The sequence below is a fragment of the bacterium genome (assembly GCA_024224155.1).
Lineage (GTDB): Bacteria > Acidobacteriota > Thermoanaerobaculia > Multivoradales > JAHEKO01 > CALZIK01.
Genome location: JAAENP010000295.1, coordinates 25,287 through 42,334, shown reverse-complemented (window position 1 = coordinate 42,334; position 17,048 = coordinate 25,287). Strand labels below are relative to the sequence as shown.

Below are 17,048 nucleotides of genomic sequence, written 5' to 3'. Positions count from 1 at the left end.
TATTACTTCTTGCCCAGTACGTAGGTGACCCAGGGGGCGATCGAGGCCTCGGTCAGCCACTCGTACGGCTCGTCCTCGAGCCCGAGCGGCTGGTAGTGAGCTGCGAGCCGGAGTTCCGATGCCTCAAAGAGGCTCAGATAGTCCGAGTGAAACCAGATCAGGTCTTCCACGGGGCGCCCATCCTCGACGTCCTTCATCACGATCCGAACGCTCTCTCCGCTCTTCGCGCGGCGGTTCCCCGGAAAGGCCTTGGTGGTGAATGAGGCCCACTCGTGCGTGTAGATCTCGGGCGTTGAACCGAGCAGGACAATCCGGCCTTTGTCTTTGAGCAATCGCCGCAAGCCGCGCAATAGGCCGCGCCGTTTTGCGACGCCGGGGATGTTGTCAAACGCGAACGCGGACAGGACAAGATCGAAGGACCGAGGTCCAAAGAGGCCAAAGTCGCCCTCGTCCACCAGTTGATAGGTCCCATTCGGGTCGATCTTCTTGGCCTGCTGAATCATGCTGCTCGAAATATCGATACCGATCGCATCGAAACCGAGCTTCTTCAGAAACCTCGTGGAGCGGCCGGCGCCGCAGCCAAAATCGAGAGCGGCACTTCCGGTGACCTCCTCGGCGAGAATCGCAGGCAGATCGCGATACGCCAGATAGTACGTGCCCGGGAACTCGAGTGTCGCATAGGCCTCAGCTCGCTCGGCGTCGTCATACACATTGGAGAACGACACGATGGCCCCCAGATGCTACAGCCCCAGAATCCCCGCCTGACCGTGAAAGAAGACACCGGCCAGGGCACCGGTGAGCAGCGTGGCCAGCGTCGCCGCGACCAGGCCTCGCAACGCCAGGGCGGCCAGGTCTTCGCGCCGGCTCGGCGCCAGAGCGCCAAAACCGCCGACCGCGATCCCCATGCCGCCGACGTGAGCGAAGCCGCACAGCGCGTAGGACAGTACGAGAATCGTTCTCGGCGATAGCTCCTTGGCTAACGCGAGCGCGCCGAGCTCTTGATAGCTGACCACCTCGGTCAGCATCAGCCGCTGGCCGAGGAGCTTCCCCGCCGTCGGCAGGTCGCCGGCCTCGATGCCGAGCAGCCAGGCCAGCGGCCTGAATAGCCAGCCCAGGATTCCCGCTATGGTCAGCGGTTCGTTCAGCTGGAAGAAGACACCGCCAATCTTCCCCAGCAGAAGATCCAAAACACCCACCAGCCCGAGCACGGCGATCAAGATCGTCGTGATTCCGGCCGCGACCTTGAGTCCGTCCCAGGCACCGGCGGCCAGAGCGCCCATGACACTCGAGTGCTCTTCCTCTCGCGCCATGGTCGGAACCTCGCCGGCGGTCTCGGGCGTCTCGGTCTCGGGCAGCATCAGCTTGGCTGCCAGAACCGAGCACGGAATCGAAAGTAGAGAGGCCGAAAGAAGATGCCCCGCGATCTGTGGGAACGCTTCTTTCAGAAAGATCACATAGACCGCGAGCGTGGTCGAGGCCACGGTCGAGAGGTTCGAGGCGACCACCGTCAACAACTCGGACCGGGTCATGCCGCCCAGATATGGACGTACCGCCGCGGCCGTCTCGACGCCGAAGAACATGTGGATCGAGCCGGTCAGAGCCTCGGCGCCCGAGAGCCTGAGGGTCCGTTGAAACACCCGGCCGAAGAACCTCACGACCGGCTCGACCAGCCTGAAGTGGTGCAGCACCGCCATGATCGAGGCGAAGAAAATGACTGCCGGCAGGACCTGCGCGGCGAGCACGAAGCCTATGGAGGGCTCGCCGGCTCCGGTGGCCTGCCCTGGAGAGAGCGCCAGCGGACCGAACAGAAACTCGGCGCCCTTGGCGCTGCTGCTGAGAAGACCGAGGACGATGTCGTTCAGGACCAGAAGCACGCCGCGCGTTGCTGGCAGCAAGAAGACCACGGCGCCGAGCCCGAACACCAGCGCTGTCGAACCCCAGAATGTGCGCCAGGGGATGGGCCGCCGGCAGCCGCCGGCGAGCCAGGCCAGGCCACACAGTGCGAACCAGCCCACGAGCGAGATGAGATTGAGATGGCTCAAGAGGCGAGTCTACGGCAGTCCGTACCGCTTTCGTTTTTCCCACAGGGCCTTACGGCTGATACCCAGGACCTCGGCGGCCCGTCCCTGATGGCCCCGGGTAAAGGCGAGCGCGCGCTGGATCTGCTCACTTTCCACTTCGGTCAAGCTTCGCGGAACCTCGGACGAGCCCAACGGCGGACTGGGATCGAGCCGGGCGCCGGCGGCGGCGACCTCGGCCAGCACCACTTCCCGCTCGAGCACGTTTCTCAGCTCGCGCAGGTTCCCGGGCCACGAGTACTTGGACATCCACCCCCGAGCTCGCCCGCTGAGAGTGAGCCTACCCTTGTCGAATCGTTCCGACAGATCGGCAAGGAAGAACTCGACCAGCGGCTCGAGATCTGCCAGACGCTGGCGCAGCGGCGGGATGACCAGGGTCACCACCTCGAGACGGTAGTAGAGATCCTCCCTGAAGCTGCCGTTGTCCACTCTTTCTGAGAGCTCGTGCGAGCCGATGGCAAAAAAGCGCACATCGGCCTCTAGCTCGCGACCACCGAGCGGCACGTAGCGACCTTCGCTCAAGAGCCGGAGCAGCTTGGCCTGGACCGAAAGCGGAATGTCCTCGACGTGATCGAGCAGCAGAGAACCGCCGCTGGCTTTCCCGACCCGACCTTCGGACGCCGTCTCGGCGCCGGTGAACGCGCCGACCTGGTGGCCGAAGAACTCGCTCTCGAAGAGGCTCGCCGGTATCGCCGCCGCGTCGACCTCGACCAGCACCGCCGCGGCCCGCCCGCCCGCGGCGTGGATTTCGCGAGCCAGCGTCGAGCGCCCGGTGCCCGGCTCGCCGAGAATCAGCACCGGCGCCCGGCTCTTGGCGGCACGGTCGGCCTGGCGATAGAGCTCGCGGATCGAAGGTGAAGATCGGGCTAAGACACCCAGGCCCGGCGGGAGCTCAGTCACCGCTCAGAAAGGTGTCGGTGATGTCGGTGGCATCGCTCCACAGTTTTTCGAGCCCGTAGACGCTTCGATTGTCCGAGCTGAAGATGTGGATCACCATGTCTCCATAGTCGACCAGAATCCAACTACCGTGGCTGTAGCCCTCTACCCCCAGCGGGCGGATTCCCGCTTCCTTGGCTCCGGTGACCACGGCGTCGGCGATCGCCTGAACCTGGCGTTCACTGGTACCGCTGCAAATCAGGAAGAACTCGGTGAAGTCACTTACGTCGCCGATGTGGAGAACGCGCAAATCCACGGCTTTGCGGTCGAGAACCGATCGGACGACGCCACGGAGCTTTTCGGGGATATCCAAACGAACGGCGACGTCGTGGCTCATCTATAAAGGGAGTACTTCCGTATGTACTTTACCACCAGGTCCGGTACGGCCCCTTCGGGCAGTTCGGCGCCGGTGCGGAACAGATGGCGGAGCTCGGTCGACGAGATCTCGACCGGCTGGTTTCTGACGAACGTAACCCTACCCGCGGTCACCACGTCTCTCAGCTCCTCGGGAAGACTCTGCTCCACCGATCGGTAGTCCCAGCCGGGACGAGTCAGAACGGCGAGAGACGAGAGCCTTACGATGTCGCGCCATCTGCGCCAAGTCGGGAGCTGTTTGAACGAGTCGGCTCCCACGATGAGGTGAAGCTCGTCCGACGGGTCCCGACGATGAAAGCGCTCGACCGTGTCGACGGTGTAAGCGCGCTCTCCCGGGGTCAACTCCCAGGCCGAGACCTCGAAATCGGGCTCGTCGAGCAGAGCCATCTCCACCATCGCGAAGCGGCGCTGAGAGCGCGCGAACTGGCGGCCGGGCTTGTGAGGCGGACGCGCGGTGGGAAGGTAGAAGACCCGGTCCAGGCCGAGAACCTCGGCCGCCCTGCGCACGGGGATCACATGCCCTGAGTGAATGGGGTCGAACGAACCACCGAAGATTCCGAGTTTCATGTGTCCAGACGCGCGAGCACGCTCTCCAGGCCACCGATCAGCTCGGCGGTGCCCAAGCGGGCTGCCGAACTGATCTCATAGTACGGCAAGTTGCGAGCCTGCGCCGCGGCCGCCAGCTCACCGCGACGCTCCTCGACGGCTGCGTCGAGCTTGGTCCCGACGATCCACCTCGGGCGCTCCAGTAGCTCCGCGGCATAGGCGCCCAGCTCCTTTTCCAGAACCTCCAGATCGGCCACCGAGCTCGCTTCGCCCGTTGACAGATCCACGAAATGCAGCAGGATCCTGCAGCGCTCGATGTGGCGAAGGAAACGATGTCCCAAGCCGGCACCGTCGGCGGCGCCTTCGATCAAACCGGGCAGATCCGCGATTACGAACGGCTGGCGGTCGTAACCACCGTCAACGACGCCGAGATTGGGGACCAGAGTCGTGAACGGATAGTCGGCCACCTTGGGCCGAGCCGCCGACACCGTGCGAATGAACGTCGACTTGCCGGCGTTGGGCAGGCCGATGACGCCAACGTCGGCGAGCAGCTTGAGCTGTAGGTGGATGTCGCGCTCCTCGCCTTCGTAGCCGGGCTCGCTACGCCGCGGCGCGCGGTTGGTGGACGTCGCGAAACGCGCGTTGCCCCGGCCGCCGTCTCCGCCCTTGGCGACGCACAGCTCCTCACCATGCCTCAGAACCTCGCCCAGCAGAGATCCACCGGCATCCAAGACTTGGGTTCCCAACGGCACCTTGATTCGCAAGTCCTCGGCTGAGCGGCCGGTCTTGTTCGAGCCTTCTCCGTGCTGGCCCCTCTTGGCCGCGTATAGCCTCTGGTGCCGGAGCGGATAGAGAGTGTTCATGCCCGAATCGCCGACCAGCAGCACAGAGCCGCCCCGACCGCCATCGCCACCTGACGGACCTCCCTTGGGAACGGACTTCTCGCGGCGAAAGGCCATGCAGCCGTTTCCGCCTCGACCTCCACACACGTGAAGGTCGGCTTCGTCGATGAAATTCACAACGGCCGCATAAGCGCTAGGCGCTCACCCGGTGTGGCCCGTTCTAGTCCGCGGCGGGCGTGATGTTGACCACGCGGCGCGAACGGCCTCGGCGCTTGAACTCGACGACACCGTCGGTCTTCGCGAACAAGGTGTCGTCCTTGCCACGTCCGACGTTGACGCCCGGAAAGATCTTGGTGCCCCGCTGGCGCACGATGATCGTTCCACCGGTCACCTTCTGGCCCCCGTAGCGCTTGACGCCCAGGTTCTGCGGATTGGAATCGCGGCCGTTGCGGCTGGAGCCTTGTCCTTTTTTGTGTGCCATGAGCGAACTCCAATAAGCCTACTAGGCTTCGATCTTATCAATTCGAACTCGCATCAGATCTTGCCGATGCCCGATCAGACGCCGGTACCCCTTGCGTCGCTTGAACTTGAATACCATGATCTTGGGGGCGCGGACTTCGTCGACCAACGTCGCCGTCACCGAAGCCCCCTCGACCAGGGGCGTGCCCAGCTGCACGTCCTTGTCACCTCGCACCATCAGCACCCGGTCGAAACGCAGTTCGCTCGACTCTTCCGGCAAGTCGCGACGTTCGACGTCGAGTACATCCCCGGGCTCGACCCGATACTGCTTTCCACCTGTTTCGATCACTGCGTACATGACGAACTCCTCCTGGGCGCTAACGCGCGAGGAAGCGAAAATTAGCATACCCCGAACATCGGGTCAACGGGTGCCGGTGCTATTGTCCGCCGCGTGCTGCTCAAGCTCTACTACGTCTGGACGGCGGCGGTTCTGAGGGCCCTGGGAGCCCGGAGAGTGAAGCACGAAGTCGGCGACACGACCCTGCTTTGCTACGAGATCGGCCCGCCGGACGGCGAACGCTGGGTCCTCCTGCACGGTCTCGGCGCGACCGCGCTAGCCTGGATCGCGGCCGTCAAACGACTACAGAAAGAGGTCAAGCTCCTGATCCCGGAGCTCTCGGTTCTGGGCGGCACGGTTTGTCCGAACGGTGGACTCAACGTGGTGGAGGGCAGCGAGGCAGTCACGGCGCTGATCGAGTGGTGGGCACCCGGTCGCGCCGTGACTCTGGCCGGAATCAGCCTCGGAGGCTGGATGTCGGTACGAGTGGCGCTGGAGAGGCCCGATCTGCTGGAACGGCTCGTACTCGTCGACGCCGGAGGTTACCGGGATCAGGATTGGGAGCGGATCCAGGATCTCACCACCGTCGCTGGCCTCGACGACGTCGACCGGCTCTACCAGGCGCTCTTTCACCGAACGCCCTTCGTTATCGAATTGTCGCGGAGGGGTTTTCTGCAAGTCTATTCCTCACCGGCGGTCAGGCACGTCCTCCGGTCGACCACTCCGGACCACGCCTACGGACCCGAGGATCTCGCCACGATCCGACAACCGACGCTCCTTCTCTGGGGCGAGCATGACGGCCTTTTCAGCCTCGAGGTCGCCCGTGCCATGGAGCACCATCTGTCCCACTCCTGGCTGGTGACCCTCCCCGACGCCGGACACGCCATTCACTGGGAGAAACCCGGACAGATGGCAGGAGCCATCGACCGCTTTCGACTTCAGGGGCTCCAGCAGCGCTCGGATGGCGGGAGCCCCGGTGCCCATTCGGCGGCTTAGAATAGCGGTTGGAGGAGCGTTATGTCCGAGCCTGATTTCCTGGTCTGTCTCAACTGCGAGACGCCCTGCTACACCTTCGAGTGGGCCGAAGGCAAGCTCGTCGAGATTCTGTGCACGGTCTGCGGCAACGAAGAGCCGGACGAGTTCGCTACCGAAGACGATCTCGACACGATGGGGTCGGATCCCGAGTCCGGGCACTAGTGTTCCGCACGGGACACTAAGCGCCCGCCGAGCCTTCGGCCGCCCTTGTCAGGGGCCGCGCCAGCGGTTCGGCGGGCAGTTCACGCAGAGCTACCTGAAATCGGGTTCCGAGGTCGGGAGTGCTCTGAACCGAAAGCTCTGCTCCGTGGGCGCTGGCGATGCGTTCGACCACCGCCAGTCCGAGTCCGGTGCCGCCGCGCTTGGTGGAGTAGAAGATCTCGAAAATCCGCTGTAGCTCGCCGGCGGGAATGCCGGCGCCGTTGTCGAGGACCTCGAGCAGTACGCGGCCGTGCTCCCGGCGGGCGATGAGACGCACCTCGGCTTCGCGCCCGCTGGCCTTGGCAGCGGCCAGGCCGTTGCGCACGAGATTGAGCAGGAGCTGCGACATCTGCTCGGTATCTACGGCCACCCGAGCACTCGCGGACCGATCTTCGACGACCAGATCGACGCCCTCGGCGTGGGCCTCCCGCTCGAGAAGGTCGCGGCAGTTCTGAAGCAGAGTGCTCGCCGGAACCTCCTCCAGATCGAGCGCTCTGGGTTTCGCATACTGAAGAAAATCGGTGACCAGGCGTTCGAGGCGCCCGATTTCGGATCTGGTGATCGAGAGCAGCTTTCTGGTCGATCCCCCGGTGCTCGCGTGCGTCTCCTCTTCCAACATCTGCATGTTGAGATTGAGGGAGTTCAGGGGATTGCGGATCTCGTGGGCCAGGCCCGAGGCCAACGTTCCGATGTAGGCCAGCCGCTCGGCCTCGAAGGCCTTGGCCTCGAGAATGCGGCCCCGCGTCCAGAGGCGCCAGATGATGAGGTAGGCCATCGCCATGATGGCGAGCGTCACAGCGGCGATGAGCCCCGTTTGACGCAACAGATGCCCACGGAGCACGTTGATTCGCTTGCCCAGCTCGACTTCACTCAAACCGATTCGGACGAAACCGACCTCACCGATGGGCGCATCCAGCTCGTACCTTCCGTCACGCTCCACCACTTTCTGCTCGATGTTCGGCGGAATCTCCATCGATTCCATCCGCAGTGGCCCCGCATCCCCTTCGATCATTCCGGCTTCGGTGCGGCTGTGAAACACGAGCTTGCCCTCGCGGTCGCGGATCTCGACGCTCTGGACGATATCTCGCTTGTTCAACACGTCGTCGATGTAGGTCTGGAGCTCCCGCTCGATCGCTACCACCGTGTAGAGGTCCTTGTCGCCCTGCTCCTCTTCGATACGCTCCCCCAGCCGCTCCGCCAAGCCCCTGGCCTCGGCCTCCGTTTCCAACAGCACCTGCTGAATCTCGCGCTCCGACAGAGATCGGAAGATCAACCACCCCAGCAGACCGAGGTCCAACATCACGAAGAGGCTCAAAAGAATCGAACCGAAAACCAGCTTGCGCGAAATCGGGTTGGGCTCGCCCGCCATGACCGAAGCAGAATAGCATTCCGATTGACCGTCTCCGAGGCATTCGCTACGATGGCAAAAACCCTCCGGTCAATGAAGAACCCTCAGTACGGAGCTCCGATGTCCGGCCGGCTTGCGCTCGGTTGCGCCGTGCTCGTCGCCTCGTTCACCGCCTGCGACCGAGCCCCCGGCGGGACCTATACGACCGGCAACGAGTCGGCTCGCGGGGGTACGGTCGTCATCGCCACAGGGGTCGACATCACCGGCGTCAACCAGCTGACCGGAGGCGGATCGCGCTTCGAGCAGGATATTCTCGACCAGCTGTTTCTGTCCCTGTTCCAGGAACAGCCCGACTACGCCGAGCATCCGCCCACCTTCGAGCCCGAGTTGGCGCAAGACTACACCTGGTCAGAGGATGGCAAGACGCTTCGACTCCTCCTGCGCCCTGGAATCGAATGGAGCGACGGGGTTCCCATTACGGCCGCCGACGTCGTCTGGACCTATACGGCTCAGGTCAATCCCGAAGTCGCCTGGGAAGAGGCTCAGAGCAAAGACGCCATCGAGCGGGTCGTCGCCTTCGACGACCACACCGTCGAGTTCCGCTTCTCCGAGGTCTACTCGTCCCGTCTGAGCGATCTCAACGAAGGCGTGATCCTTCCCAAGCATGCGTGGTCCAAGCTGCCGTTTTCCGAGTGGCGCGGCAACGAAACCTGGTTCCTCGACAACCTTGTCGTCTCCGGACCGTTCATGCTGGCCAGACTGCAGCCTCAGCAACAGATCGTCCTGGAGCGTAACGAGAACCACTTCCGACAGGGATATCCCAAGCTCGACCGACTGGTGTTTCGGGTCATCCCGAACCGGACCAACCAGGTCGAGCACCTGTTGGCGGGACAGGTCGATTTCGTCGAGCACGTGCTTCCGAAACGCGCCGCGGACGTCGAGAGATCCGGGCGCACCGATCTGATCTCGAAGTGGCATCGCCAGTACACCTATATCGGTTGGAACGGCTGCCAAGGTCTGTTCGAGGACGCGAGTATCCGGAAGGCGATGACCTTGGCCATCGATCGTGAATCGATCGTCAAAGCCCTGTGGGGGGAATCCGCTCGTCCGGCCGTGTCGCCGATCCTCACATCGGTCTGGGCCTTCAACCCCGACCTCGTGCCCTGGCCCTACGATCCCGACGCAGCCCGAAGACTCCTGGCCAAGGCCGGATGGGGTGATGACGACGGCGACGGCTACCTGGACAAGGACGGCCGCAAGTTCTCATTCGAGCTCGCAACCAACGGCGACAATCAGATCCGCGCGGACGTTGCCGTCCTCGTCCAGGAGCAACTCAGAAAAATCGGCGTCGAAGCTCGAGTGAGCCTGCTCGAGTTCAACTCGCTCTGGGCCCGGCATCAGAGCCACGGTGTCGACGCCATCATTAGCGCCTGGGGAATCGACACGTCACTCAATCTCACCTACGCCTTCCACACCGACTCCATCGAAGACGGCAAGAACTACGGCTGCTACTCGAACGCCCAGGTCGATGAGCTGATCGCGCTCGCCAGGCGCCCGGCACGACCCGAGGATGCCGCTCCCCCGCTCCACCGCATCCAGGAGATTCTCCACGAGGAGCAGCCCTACACCTTCCTCTGGGAGCCGATGCGCCACTACGGCGTGTCCAAGAAGGTGAAGAACGCACAGCCGAATCCGCTGAGCGCGTACTTCAACCTCGACGAGTGGTGGCTGGCGCCCGTTTCCTCGTAGGGAATCCTTGACTGGGTTTCTTCTTCGGCGCACCGTCACCGCCATCCTGGTGATCGGGATCGTCTTGACTCTGGCCTTCTTCGCCGTCCACCTGGCGCCGGGCGACCCGACGACGCGATACCTCGACGCGCGCATGTCGCAGGCCCAGCAGGATCAGCTGCGCCACGCCTTAGGCCTCGATCGGCCCCTGCCGGAGCAGTACGTCCGGTGGCTCGGCTCGGTTGTTCTGCGCGCCGACCTGGGGTTTTCGTTCACCCACAACCGGCCGGTCACCCGGGTTCTCGCCGACCACCTGGCGCCGACCGCGGTGCTGGCGATCACAGCCCTCTTGATTCAGTTCGGAGTCGGAATCCTGCTCGGCGCATTGGCCGCTCGCCGCCAGGGCTCGCTAACCGACCGGGTAGTGCGATGGCTGTCCCTAATTCTCTACTCCACTCCCCATTTTTGGCTCGGCTTGATGGCCCTGCTGCTGCTGAGCTACCGGGCGGGCTGGTTCCCGGCGAGCGGCATATCCTCGATCGAGGCCCTCGACTGGGGCGCTTGGTCGTCGCCGCGGCGGCTGCTGGATACCGCTCATCATCTGGTGCTGCCGGCCTCGGTCCTGGGTCTGGCGATGGCCGGCGGCGTGACCCGATTCGTGCGCAATTCCCTTCTCGAGGTTGGCCACGAGGACTTCATCCGCAGCTCGCGAGCCGCCGGAGTCGGCGAGGGACGCATTCTGTGGGTGCTGGCGCTCAAGAACGCCCTGGTGCCGGTCATCCAGATCGCTGGTCTTTCGCTGCCTTACCTGATCAGCGGCGCGTTGGTCACGGAAGTGGTGTTCTCGTTGCCGGGGATGGGCAGGCTCGCCTACAGTGCGATCCTGGCCCGAGACTACCCAGTCATCCTCGGCGCCACGCTTCTGGCGGCGACCATGGTCGTCTGCGGCAATCTGCTCGCGGATCTCGGGCATGCCGCCGTCGATCCGCGGGTCCGCAGGGAGATCGCCCATCGTGGGTAGGAGTGATTCGGGACTCGGCGCCGCCGTGCTGTTTACCCTGGTGCTCGTGGCCGTGCTGGCCCCCTGGTTGAGCCAAGCCGATCCGACCGTCCAATACGACCCCGTCAACGGCGCCAATCTGGCTCCGGGTTCGAGGCGCTTCGAGGTCCTTGGCCGAGACGGCAGCCGCCTTCTGGCGCGCAGAGTCGAGGTTACTCCCGACGGTGTGGCCGCCACGACCGAGGACGGGAGCCGTCTGATTCCGACGGAGTCGATCCAGCGAACCGAGCGCGGACGAATCACGCGCGAGCGGTTCTTTCCGCTTGGAACCGACCGGGTCGGCCGCGACGTCTGGGCTCGCCTCCTGCACGGCAGCCGGGTCTCTCTGGCGGTCGCCCTCCTGGCGGCCGTGCTGGCGAGTCTCCTGGGCGTGATCGTCGGCAGCGCGGCCGCCGTGGGAGGACGGCTAGCCGACACCGCGCTCATGCGACTCGTCGACGGCTTCGTCGCCTTCCCCAGGCTCTTTCTGTTACTCGCCCTGGCAGCGTTCCTGAATGCCGGTCCGATCACCGTCATCGTCGTCCTGGGTGCGACCAGCTGGATGTCCGTGGGTCGGCTAGTGCGAGCCGAGTTGCTGCGGCTCAAGAACACCGAAATGGCCCTCGCGGCGAGAGCCTCCGGCGCGAGCCAGCTGCGAACCCTGATCAGTCACCTGCTACCCAATGCGGCGGCTCCCGTCGTGGTGGCAACCACGCTCAGAATCGGTGACGTCCTGCTCCTCGAAGCCGCGCTGTCGTTTCTGGGGTTGGGTATCCGGCCGCCGACGCCGTCATGGGGCAACATGATTGCCGACGGTGTTCCGGACATCGCGACCGCTTGGTGGACGTCGACACTGCCCGGGCTTGCGATCGTCATCACAGTCGTTGCCTTCAACCTGGTGGGGGACGATCTGCAGTCCCGGCTGCGGCGAGGCCCGGCGGAGGCCTCTTAGCCCGGCCTTCTCACCAACGCTCTGCTGCAACGAACGCTGGTGAGAAGATCAGGCCAGTGCTGACATCGGATTTCGACTACGATCTGCCCCCCGAGCTCATTGCTCAGCAGGCGCTCGAGCGCGGTCGTAGCCGCCTGCTGACCGTGCCCTCGATCGGCCGGCCCGAGGATCATCAGATCTCCGAACTGCCGGAGATGCTCAGCCCCGGGGATCTTCTGGTGGTCAACAACACCCGCGTCCTCGCGGCTCGCCTGTTTGGCCGGCGGCCGGGCGGAGGTCGGGCGGAGATCCTCCTGGTCGCTCCTCGCGACCCCGAGGCAGGAATCGATCGGGCCAGCGAGTGGATCTGTCTGGGTCGGCCGCGCAAGCGGATGCGGCCAGGCACTCGGATTCTCTTCCACGACGACTTGCGGGTGGAGGTTCTCGAGCACCTGGCGCCGGATCGCCTATTGCTTCGGTTCTCTTCGCCCCCGGTACGGCATCTGTCGGAACTCGGCCATGTGCCCTTGCCCCCATACATCGCCCGCGACGACACCGACACCGATCGCGACCGCTATCAGACCGTCTACGCCGAGGTCCCCGGTGCGGTCGCGGCTCCAACCGCAGGTCTTCACTTCGACCGGGACCTGCTGGGGAGAATCGAGGCGCGCGGCATCGGAGTCGCCAAGCTCACTCTCCACGTGGGGCCCGGGACCTTCCGGCCGGTGAGTGTCGACCGCATCGACGACCACACAATGGAATCCGAGCGCTTCGAGATCGACGACAGCGCCGCTCTGGCAATCGAGAGGACCCGGGCGAGCGGCGGCCAGATCGTCGCGGTGGGTACAACGGTGGTACGGACCCTCGAGTCCGCGGTGCGCTCACCCGGTGGTCTCGTTGCCGCCAAGGGCTCGACCGAGCTCTTCATCAAGCCCGGCTTCGAGTTCAAGGTGGTGGACCGGCTGCTGACCAACTTCCACCTGCCGCGCTCTACGCTGCTGATGCTGGTCTCGGCATTCGCCGGCCGGAGGCGCGTGCTCGACGCCTACAGGCTCGCCGTGGAGCGCGGTTATAGGTTCTATTCGTACGGCGACGCCATGCTGCTCGACCGCTACGAGGGCCTAGGTCGCTGAGCGGGAGGCCGGCTGGCTATTTGGGGCCGAACACGCGTTTCAGGCTCACCGGCACGAGAAAGAACAGGACGAAGACTCCCGTCGCGTAGATCGGCGCCATCGGAACCCCGATCCGTATCGGCTTCGGCGCGAGCGACCACAACAGAAAGAGAGCTCCGCCCGGAGCCAGCAGCTCCAGAAAGAACAGGCGTCGACGAGTCGCCGGTGGCAGCGGATCGCCGCCCTGGCGCTCGAAGCGTCGCTCCCGACCGACCGCGAGGTTGCCCAGGAGCCAACCGCCGCTCGCCGCCAGTCCATACAGGTGGTAGAGGTTGAGGCGCAGGTAGCCGGCCAGGGGGTACCCGGCCAGCGCATGGACGCAGAACACTACCCAGCAGATCAAGAAGAAGAGGAGCATCCCGAGCTCGGCTCGTGCCGAAGCTCTGATTCCGCCGCCGGTCAACCTTCGCTTTGAATAAAGGCCTCGTAGGCCTCGGCCGTCATGAGCTGGTCGGCCTGTCCGGGCGACGAGACCCGCAGCTGAAACAGCCAGCCTTCGCCGTGGGGGTCGTCATTGACCTTCTCGGGTCCGTCGACCAGCGCCTCGTTGATTTCTACGACCTCGCCCGCAAGGGGCGTATAGACTTCCGCCACGGCCTTGACCGACTCGATCGTCCCGACTTCATCATCGGTCTCGAACGTAGCACCGACCTCGGGCAGCTCCACGTAGACGACGTCGCCGAGCTCGCTCTGTGCAAAATCCGTGATGCCTACGACGACGGTGTCTTCCTCGTCTCGCACCCACTCATGGTCTTTCGAGTATCTGTAGTCCTGCGGATACATCTCTCAACCCCCCAGGGTTCATGCGTTAGGTCGTTTCGCGCTTGTAGAACGGTAGCTTCACCTGCACGGCCGAGAGCCTGCGCCCACGCCGTTCAATCTCCATCTCACGCCCGACCCGGGCTAACTCACTCGGCACATAAGCCATGCCGATCGCCTTCTCGAGCGTCGGACTGAAGGTACCACTAGTGACCGTGCCCACGGAAGCTCCGTTCACGAACACCGAGTAGCCTTGGCGCGCGATGCCACGACCGGTGATCTCGAACCCGACCAACTTGCGAGCGGGACCCCTGGACTTGGCCTCGATCAGTGCGTCGCGCCCCACAAAAGGCCCCTTGTCGAGCTTGATCGTCCATCCCAACCTCGCCTCGAATGGCGTCGTGGTGTCGTCGATCTCGTGGCCATAGAGGGCCATCGCGGCCTCCGTTCGGAGGGTATCGCGGGCACCCAATCCTGCCGGCGCCAGACTGTGGCTCCGGCCGGCCGTCATCAGTTCCCGCCAGAGCCCGCCCGCGGCTTCGGCATCGACGAAGATCTCGAAACCGTCCTCACCCGTGTATCCAGTACGGGCGAGAAAAACCTTCCTGCCCGCCACGCAGCTCCATCTGCAACGGTAGTAGCCCAGCGTATCCAGCGGCTCGTCGGCCAGCGGAGTCAGCAGCGCCGCGGCTCGCGGTCCCTGCAGCGCAAGAAGCGCGAACGAATCGGTCGCGTCCCGAATCGACAGATCGGCGCCGTCTCCGAACTCACGCCTGGCGACGGCATGGAGATGCTCGAGGTCCTTCTCGGCGTTGGCGGCGTTAATCACCAGCAGGAACTCCTCCGCGGCCAACCGGTAGATGAGCAGATCGTCGATGTAGGTCCCGGCCTCGGTCAACAACGAGCTGTAATGAGCCTGCCCCGGCTCGAGCTTGCCGACGTCGTTGGGCGTTGCCAGCTGCAAGAACGCCTCGGCCTGTCCCCCGGCTACGATCACCTCTCCCATGTGCGAAACATCGAAGAGACCGGCCGTCGATCGAACCGCCCGATGCTCCTCCATGACGCCGGTGTAGCTCACTGGCATGCTCCAGCCGGCGAACGGGGCCATCTTTGCGCCGGCGGCCCGGTGCTCGGCATCGAGCGGCGATCTTCTGAGTGAATCGGGTTCCGTCATCTTCAGGAAGCCAGCGGCGGGGCGAAGCGCGGCGCGAACTATAGCAACCAAGGGCGGCAATTCACAGACCGGCAATCCGCGCGGTAGCTAAGTTCTTGATCCACAGACGTTTAGGTACTGGACAGAATCTCTTGTGGAAAAGCCGGGGGAGCCTCACGACAGGTCTCGAGCGAGTTCGCGTGATTCCCATAAGTCGCAAGGATTCAACTACTTAGAATCATTGCACAATCCCTTGTTCAATCCGTTGGAACCCGCGTCGTGAGCTTCGATCCGTGCTTTTTCCACATCCATTTCCTCAGTGTTTTCCACAGCAACTGTGGAAAGTTGCCGGCAGTCCGTCCATCCCGTTCTCGATGCTAGGCTTAGCGACCTTGTGCGAATCTCACGATAACAACACGCGAACATTCCGAGTCGGCGAAGCCATCACCGGGGTTCTGATTCTGGTCGCCGGCGCAGCGGCGTTGAGTGCCGCAACGGGCAAGCCGACCTTCCAGGACCGCTCGGCCGAGGCCGGGCTGGATTTTCGCCACTTCAATGGCATGGTAGGAGCCTTCTACTTCCCAGAAATGACCGGGCAGGGCGGCGGCTTGGTCGACTTCGACGGTGACGGCGACCTCGACCTCTTCTTCCGCCAGGGGACGCTTCTCGCAACCGGAGAGACACTCGACCAGGCGCTCTTTCCGATTGACAAACCGCTCGGGGATCGGCTGTATCGCAATGACCTCCACGAGACCGCGGCAGGAAAGGCTGCCGCCGCCTTTGTCGACGTCTCGGTCACCGCCGGCTTTCGCGACACCGGCTACGGCATGGGCCTCGCGGCCGGCGACTACGACGACGACGGCGACCTCGACCTCTATCTCACCAATTACGGCTCGAATCAGCTCTGGCGCAATCGCGGTGATGGGTCGTTCGAAAACGTGACTGCCGGAAGCGGCGCCGACGACCCCAGATGGAGTACGAGCGCGACCTTCGTCGACATCGATCAGGACGGAGACCTCGATCTGTTCGCGGCGAACTACGTGCAGTTCGACGTCGACGAGAACCCGAGATGCTTCGCCTCGACGTCGGCACTGGACTACTGCGGCCCGAGCGCCTTTACGTCGGAAAGCGATCTGCTTTTGCGCAACCGGGGCGACGGGACCTTCGAGGACATCTCGGTGAAGTCGGGAGTTGGCCGGGCGCGCGGCGCCGGCCTCGGCGTTATCTCCGGCGACTTCAACGGCGACGGCCGGCTCGATCTCTATGTGGCCAACGACGGTGAGGCCAACCACCTGTGGCTGGGCCGCGGCGACGGCACCTTCGCCGACGACGCCCTGTTCTCGGGCACCGCGCTGAATCGACACGGCTCTCCCGAAGCGAGCATGGGACTCGCCGCCGCGGACTTCGACGGCGACGGCAGCGAAGATCTCTTCCTCACTCATCTGGCCGAGGAATCCAATACCTTCTATCGCAATCTCGGCGACGGCCTGTTCGAAGACCGCAGCCGGGAGACCGGCCTGGCGGCACCGAGCATGCCCTACACCAGTTTCGGTGTGGCTCCGATCGATTTCGACAACGACGGCTGGCCGGACCTCGCGATCGCCAACGGTGCAGTACGAATCCTTCTGGATCTGGCCGCGCAGGGCGACATCTACCCTCTCGACCAGCCCAATCAGCTACATCGCAATCGCGGTGACGGATCGTTCGAGGAAGTTTCCTCCAGCGCCGGCGAAGCCTTCACTCTGTCAGAGGTCAGTCGAGGACTGGCGACCGGAGACCTCGATCACGACGGCGGCGTCGATTTGGTTGTTTTCAACAACAACGGCCCGGCCCGGATGCTCGCCAACCAGGCGGCGCCGGGGAAGCGATGGTTGGGAATCGCCCGCACAAAAGGAGGGGATCGCGTTCATGTGCTGACCAAGTCCAAGCGCGCCATTAGTCGTACCGCCCGCACGGACGGCAGCTACTGCTCGGTCAGCGACCTCAGGGTCACCGTCGGCCTCGGCGGCGAACCACCCCTGGAGCTCGAGGTCGACCGCGGTACCGGGCGCATGCGCTTTCTGGACCCGCCCTCGGACGTCTACCTCGTCCTGCCGCCGTAGGGGACAC

Annotated in this window: 19 protein-coding genes; 7 read left to right on the top strand and 12 right to left on the bottom strand. The window is 64.2% G+C overall.

Annotation, left to right across the window (positions count from 1 at the left end):
• Positions 1-2 precede the first annotated feature (2 nt).
• The 8 genes from GY769_15495 to rplU are packed head-to-tail and all read right to left on the bottom strand — an operon-like array spanning position 3 to position 5,594.
• On the bottom strand, positions 3-725 hold the full coding sequence (locus tag GY769_15495) for a methyltransferase domain-containing protein (GenBank protein ID MCP4203326.1): 723 nt from the start codon (positions 723-725) through the stop codon (positions 3-5).
• A 15-nt stretch (positions 726-740) separates the two neighbouring features.
• The gene (locus GY769_15490) at positions 741-2,042 is read right to left on the bottom strand and encodes a nucleoside permease nupX (GenBank protein MCP4203325.1); all 1,302 of its coding nucleotides are present in this window, start codon (positions 2,040-2,042) and stop codon (positions 741-743) included.
• A gap of 9 nt (positions 2,043-2,051) precedes the next feature.
• Complete coding sequence (locus GY769_15485) at positions 2,052-2,978, bottom strand: sigma-54-dependent Fis family transcriptional regulator (GenBank protein MCP4203324.1); 927 nt, start codon at positions 2,976-2,978, stop codon at positions 2,052-2,054.
• Entirely contained in the window at positions 2,971-3,351 is a 381-nt protein-coding gene (gene rsfS / locus GY769_15480) for a ribosome silencing factor (GenBank protein ID MCP4203323.1), read from the bottom strand. Before rsfS ends, GY769_15485 begins: the two co-directional genes overlap by 8 nt.
• A complete protein-coding gene (nadD, locus tag GY769_15475; protein MCP4203322.1) occupies positions 3,348-3,956 on the bottom strand; it encodes a nicotinate (nicotinamide) nucleotide adenylyltransferase in 609 nt (202 codons plus the stop codon). The genes rsfS and nadD overlap by 4 nt, the downstream gene beginning before the upstream one ends.
• Positions 3,953-4,954: a GTPase ObgE gene (gene obgE, locus GY769_15470; protein ID MCP4203321.1), complete on the bottom strand. Its 1,002-nt coding sequence runs from the start codon at positions 4,952-4,954 to the stop codon at positions 3,953-3,955. The genes nadD and obgE overlap by 4 nt, the downstream gene beginning before the upstream one ends.
• Before the next feature lie 43 nt (positions 4,955-4,997).
• Entirely contained in the window at positions 4,998-5,258 is a 261-nt protein-coding gene (rpmA, locus tag GY769_15465) for a 50S ribosomal protein L27 (protein ID MCP4203320.1), read from the bottom strand.
• 21 nt (positions 5,259-5,279) lie between these two features.
• Positions 5,280-5,594, bottom strand: a complete 315-nt coding sequence (rplU, locus tag GY769_15460; protein ID MCP4203319.1) for a 50S ribosomal protein L21 — start codon at positions 5,592-5,594, stop codon at positions 5,280-5,282.
• Between the two features lie 93 nt (positions 5,595-5,687).
• Between rplU and GY769_15455 the strand changes: the two genes are divergently transcribed.
• Positions 5,688-6,569, top strand: coding sequence for an alpha/beta hydrolase (locus tag GY769_15455; GenBank protein ID MCP4203318.1), 882 nt, complete (start codon positions 5,688-5,690; stop codon positions 6,567-6,569).
• A gap of 21 nt (positions 6,570-6,590) precedes the next feature.
• Positions 6,591-6,770, top strand: coding sequence for a hypothetical protein (locus GY769_15450; GenBank protein MCP4203317.1), 180 nt, complete (start codon positions 6,591-6,593; stop codon positions 6,768-6,770).
• Positions 6,771-6,786: 16 nt separating this feature from the next.
• On the opposite strand, the gene GY769_15445 is transcribed toward GY769_15450, so the two are convergent.
• Positions 6,787-8,178: a hypothetical protein gene (locus GY769_15445; protein ID MCP4203316.1), complete on the bottom strand. Its 1,392-nt coding sequence runs from the start codon at positions 8,176-8,178 to the stop codon at positions 6,787-6,789.
• A gap of 99 nt (positions 8,179-8,277) precedes the next feature.
• Here GY769_15445 and GY769_15440 point away from each other — a divergent pair, with 99 nt between their 5' ends.
• The 4 genes from GY769_15440 to queA are packed head-to-tail and all read left to right on the top strand — an operon-like array spanning position 8,278 to position 12,988.
• Positions 8,278-9,906, top strand: a complete 1,629-nt coding sequence (locus GY769_15440; protein ID MCP4203315.1) for a hypothetical protein — start codon at positions 8,278-8,280, stop codon at positions 9,904-9,906.
• 7 nt (positions 9,907-9,913) lie between these two features.
• On the top strand, positions 9,914-10,906 hold the full coding sequence (locus GY769_15435; GenBank protein ID MCP4203314.1) for an ABC transporter permease: 993 nt from the start codon (positions 9,914-9,916) through the stop codon (positions 10,904-10,906).
• On the top strand, positions 10,899-11,876 hold the full coding sequence (locus tag GY769_15430; GenBank protein MCP4203313.1) for an ABC transporter permease: 978 nt from the start codon (positions 10,899-10,901) through the stop codon (positions 11,874-11,876). Before GY769_15435 ends, GY769_15430 begins: the two co-directional genes overlap by 8 nt.
• Before the next feature lie 56 nt (positions 11,877-11,932).
• A complete protein-coding gene (queA, locus tag GY769_15425; GenBank protein ID MCP4203312.1) occupies positions 11,933-12,988 on the top strand; it encodes a tRNA preQ1(34) S-adenosylmethionine ribosyltransferase-isomerase QueA in 1,056 nt (351 codons plus the stop codon).
• 16 nt (positions 12,989-13,004) lie between these two features.
• On the opposite strand, the gene GY769_15420 is transcribed toward queA, so the two are convergent.
• From GY769_15420 to gcvT, 3 genes are read right to left on the bottom strand one after another with little or no spacing between them, the layout of a single operon-like run.
• On the bottom strand, positions 13,005-13,385 hold the full coding sequence (locus tag GY769_15420; GenBank protein ID MCP4203311.1) for a hypothetical protein: 381 nt from the start codon (positions 13,383-13,385) through the stop codon (positions 13,005-13,007).
• Positions 13,386-13,426: 41 nt separating this feature from the next.
• Entirely contained in the window at positions 13,427-13,810 is a 384-nt protein-coding gene (gene gcvH, locus GY769_15415; GenBank protein MCP4203310.1) for a glycine cleavage system protein GcvH, read from the bottom strand.
• Between the two features lie 25 nt (positions 13,811-13,835).
• Positions 13,836-14,960, bottom strand: coding sequence for a glycine cleavage system aminomethyltransferase GcvT (gene gcvT, locus GY769_15410; protein ID MCP4203309.1), 1,125 nt, complete (start codon positions 14,958-14,960; stop codon positions 13,836-13,838).
• Positions 14,961-15,331: 371 nt separating this feature from the next.
• Here gcvT and GY769_15405 point away from each other — a divergent pair, with 371 nt between their 5' ends.
• Complete coding sequence (locus GY769_15405) at positions 15,332-17,041, top strand: VCBS repeat-containing protein (GenBank protein MCP4203308.1); 1,710 nt, start codon at positions 15,332-15,334, stop codon at positions 17,039-17,041.
• Positions 17,042-17,048 lie beyond the last annotated feature (7 nt).

Coding starts and splice junctions, on each gene's coding strand:
- rsfS (MCP4203323.1), bottom strand. CDS start 3,351: ATGAGCCACGACGTCGCCGTTCGTTTGGATATCCCCGAAAAGCTCCGT.
- nadD (MCP4203322.1), bottom strand. CDS start 3,956: ATGAAACTCGGAATCTTCGGTGGTTCGTTCGACCCCATTCACTCAGGG.
- rpmA (MCP4203320.1), bottom strand. CDS start 5,258: ATGGCACACAAAAAAGGACAAGGCTCCAGCCGCAACGGCCGCGATTCC.
- rplU (MCP4203319.1), bottom strand. CDS start 5,594: ATGTACGCAGTGATCGAAACAGGTGGAAAGCAGTATCGGGTCGAGCCC.
- GY769_15450 (MCP4203317.1), top strand. CDS start 6,591: ATGTCCGAGCCTGATTTCCTGGTCTGTCTCAACTGCGAGACGCCCTGC.
- GY769_15445 (MCP4203316.1), bottom strand. CDS start 8,178: ATGGCGGGCGAGCCCAACCCGATTTCGCGCAAGCTGGTTTTCGGTTCG.
- GY769_15440 (MCP4203315.1), top strand. CDS start 8,278: ATGTCCGGCCGGCTTGCGCTCGGTTGCGCCGTGCTCGTCGCCTCGTTC.
- GY769_15420 (MCP4203311.1), bottom strand. CDS start 13,385: ATGCTCCTCTTCTTCTTGATCTGCTGGGTAGTGTTCTGCGTCCATGCG.
- gcvH (MCP4203310.1), bottom strand. CDS start 13,810: ATGTATCCGCAGGACTACAGATACTCGAAAGACCATGAGTGGGTGCGA.
- gcvT (MCP4203309.1), bottom strand. CDS start 14,960: ATGACGGAACCCGATTCACTCAGAAGATCGCCGCTCGATGCCGAGCAC.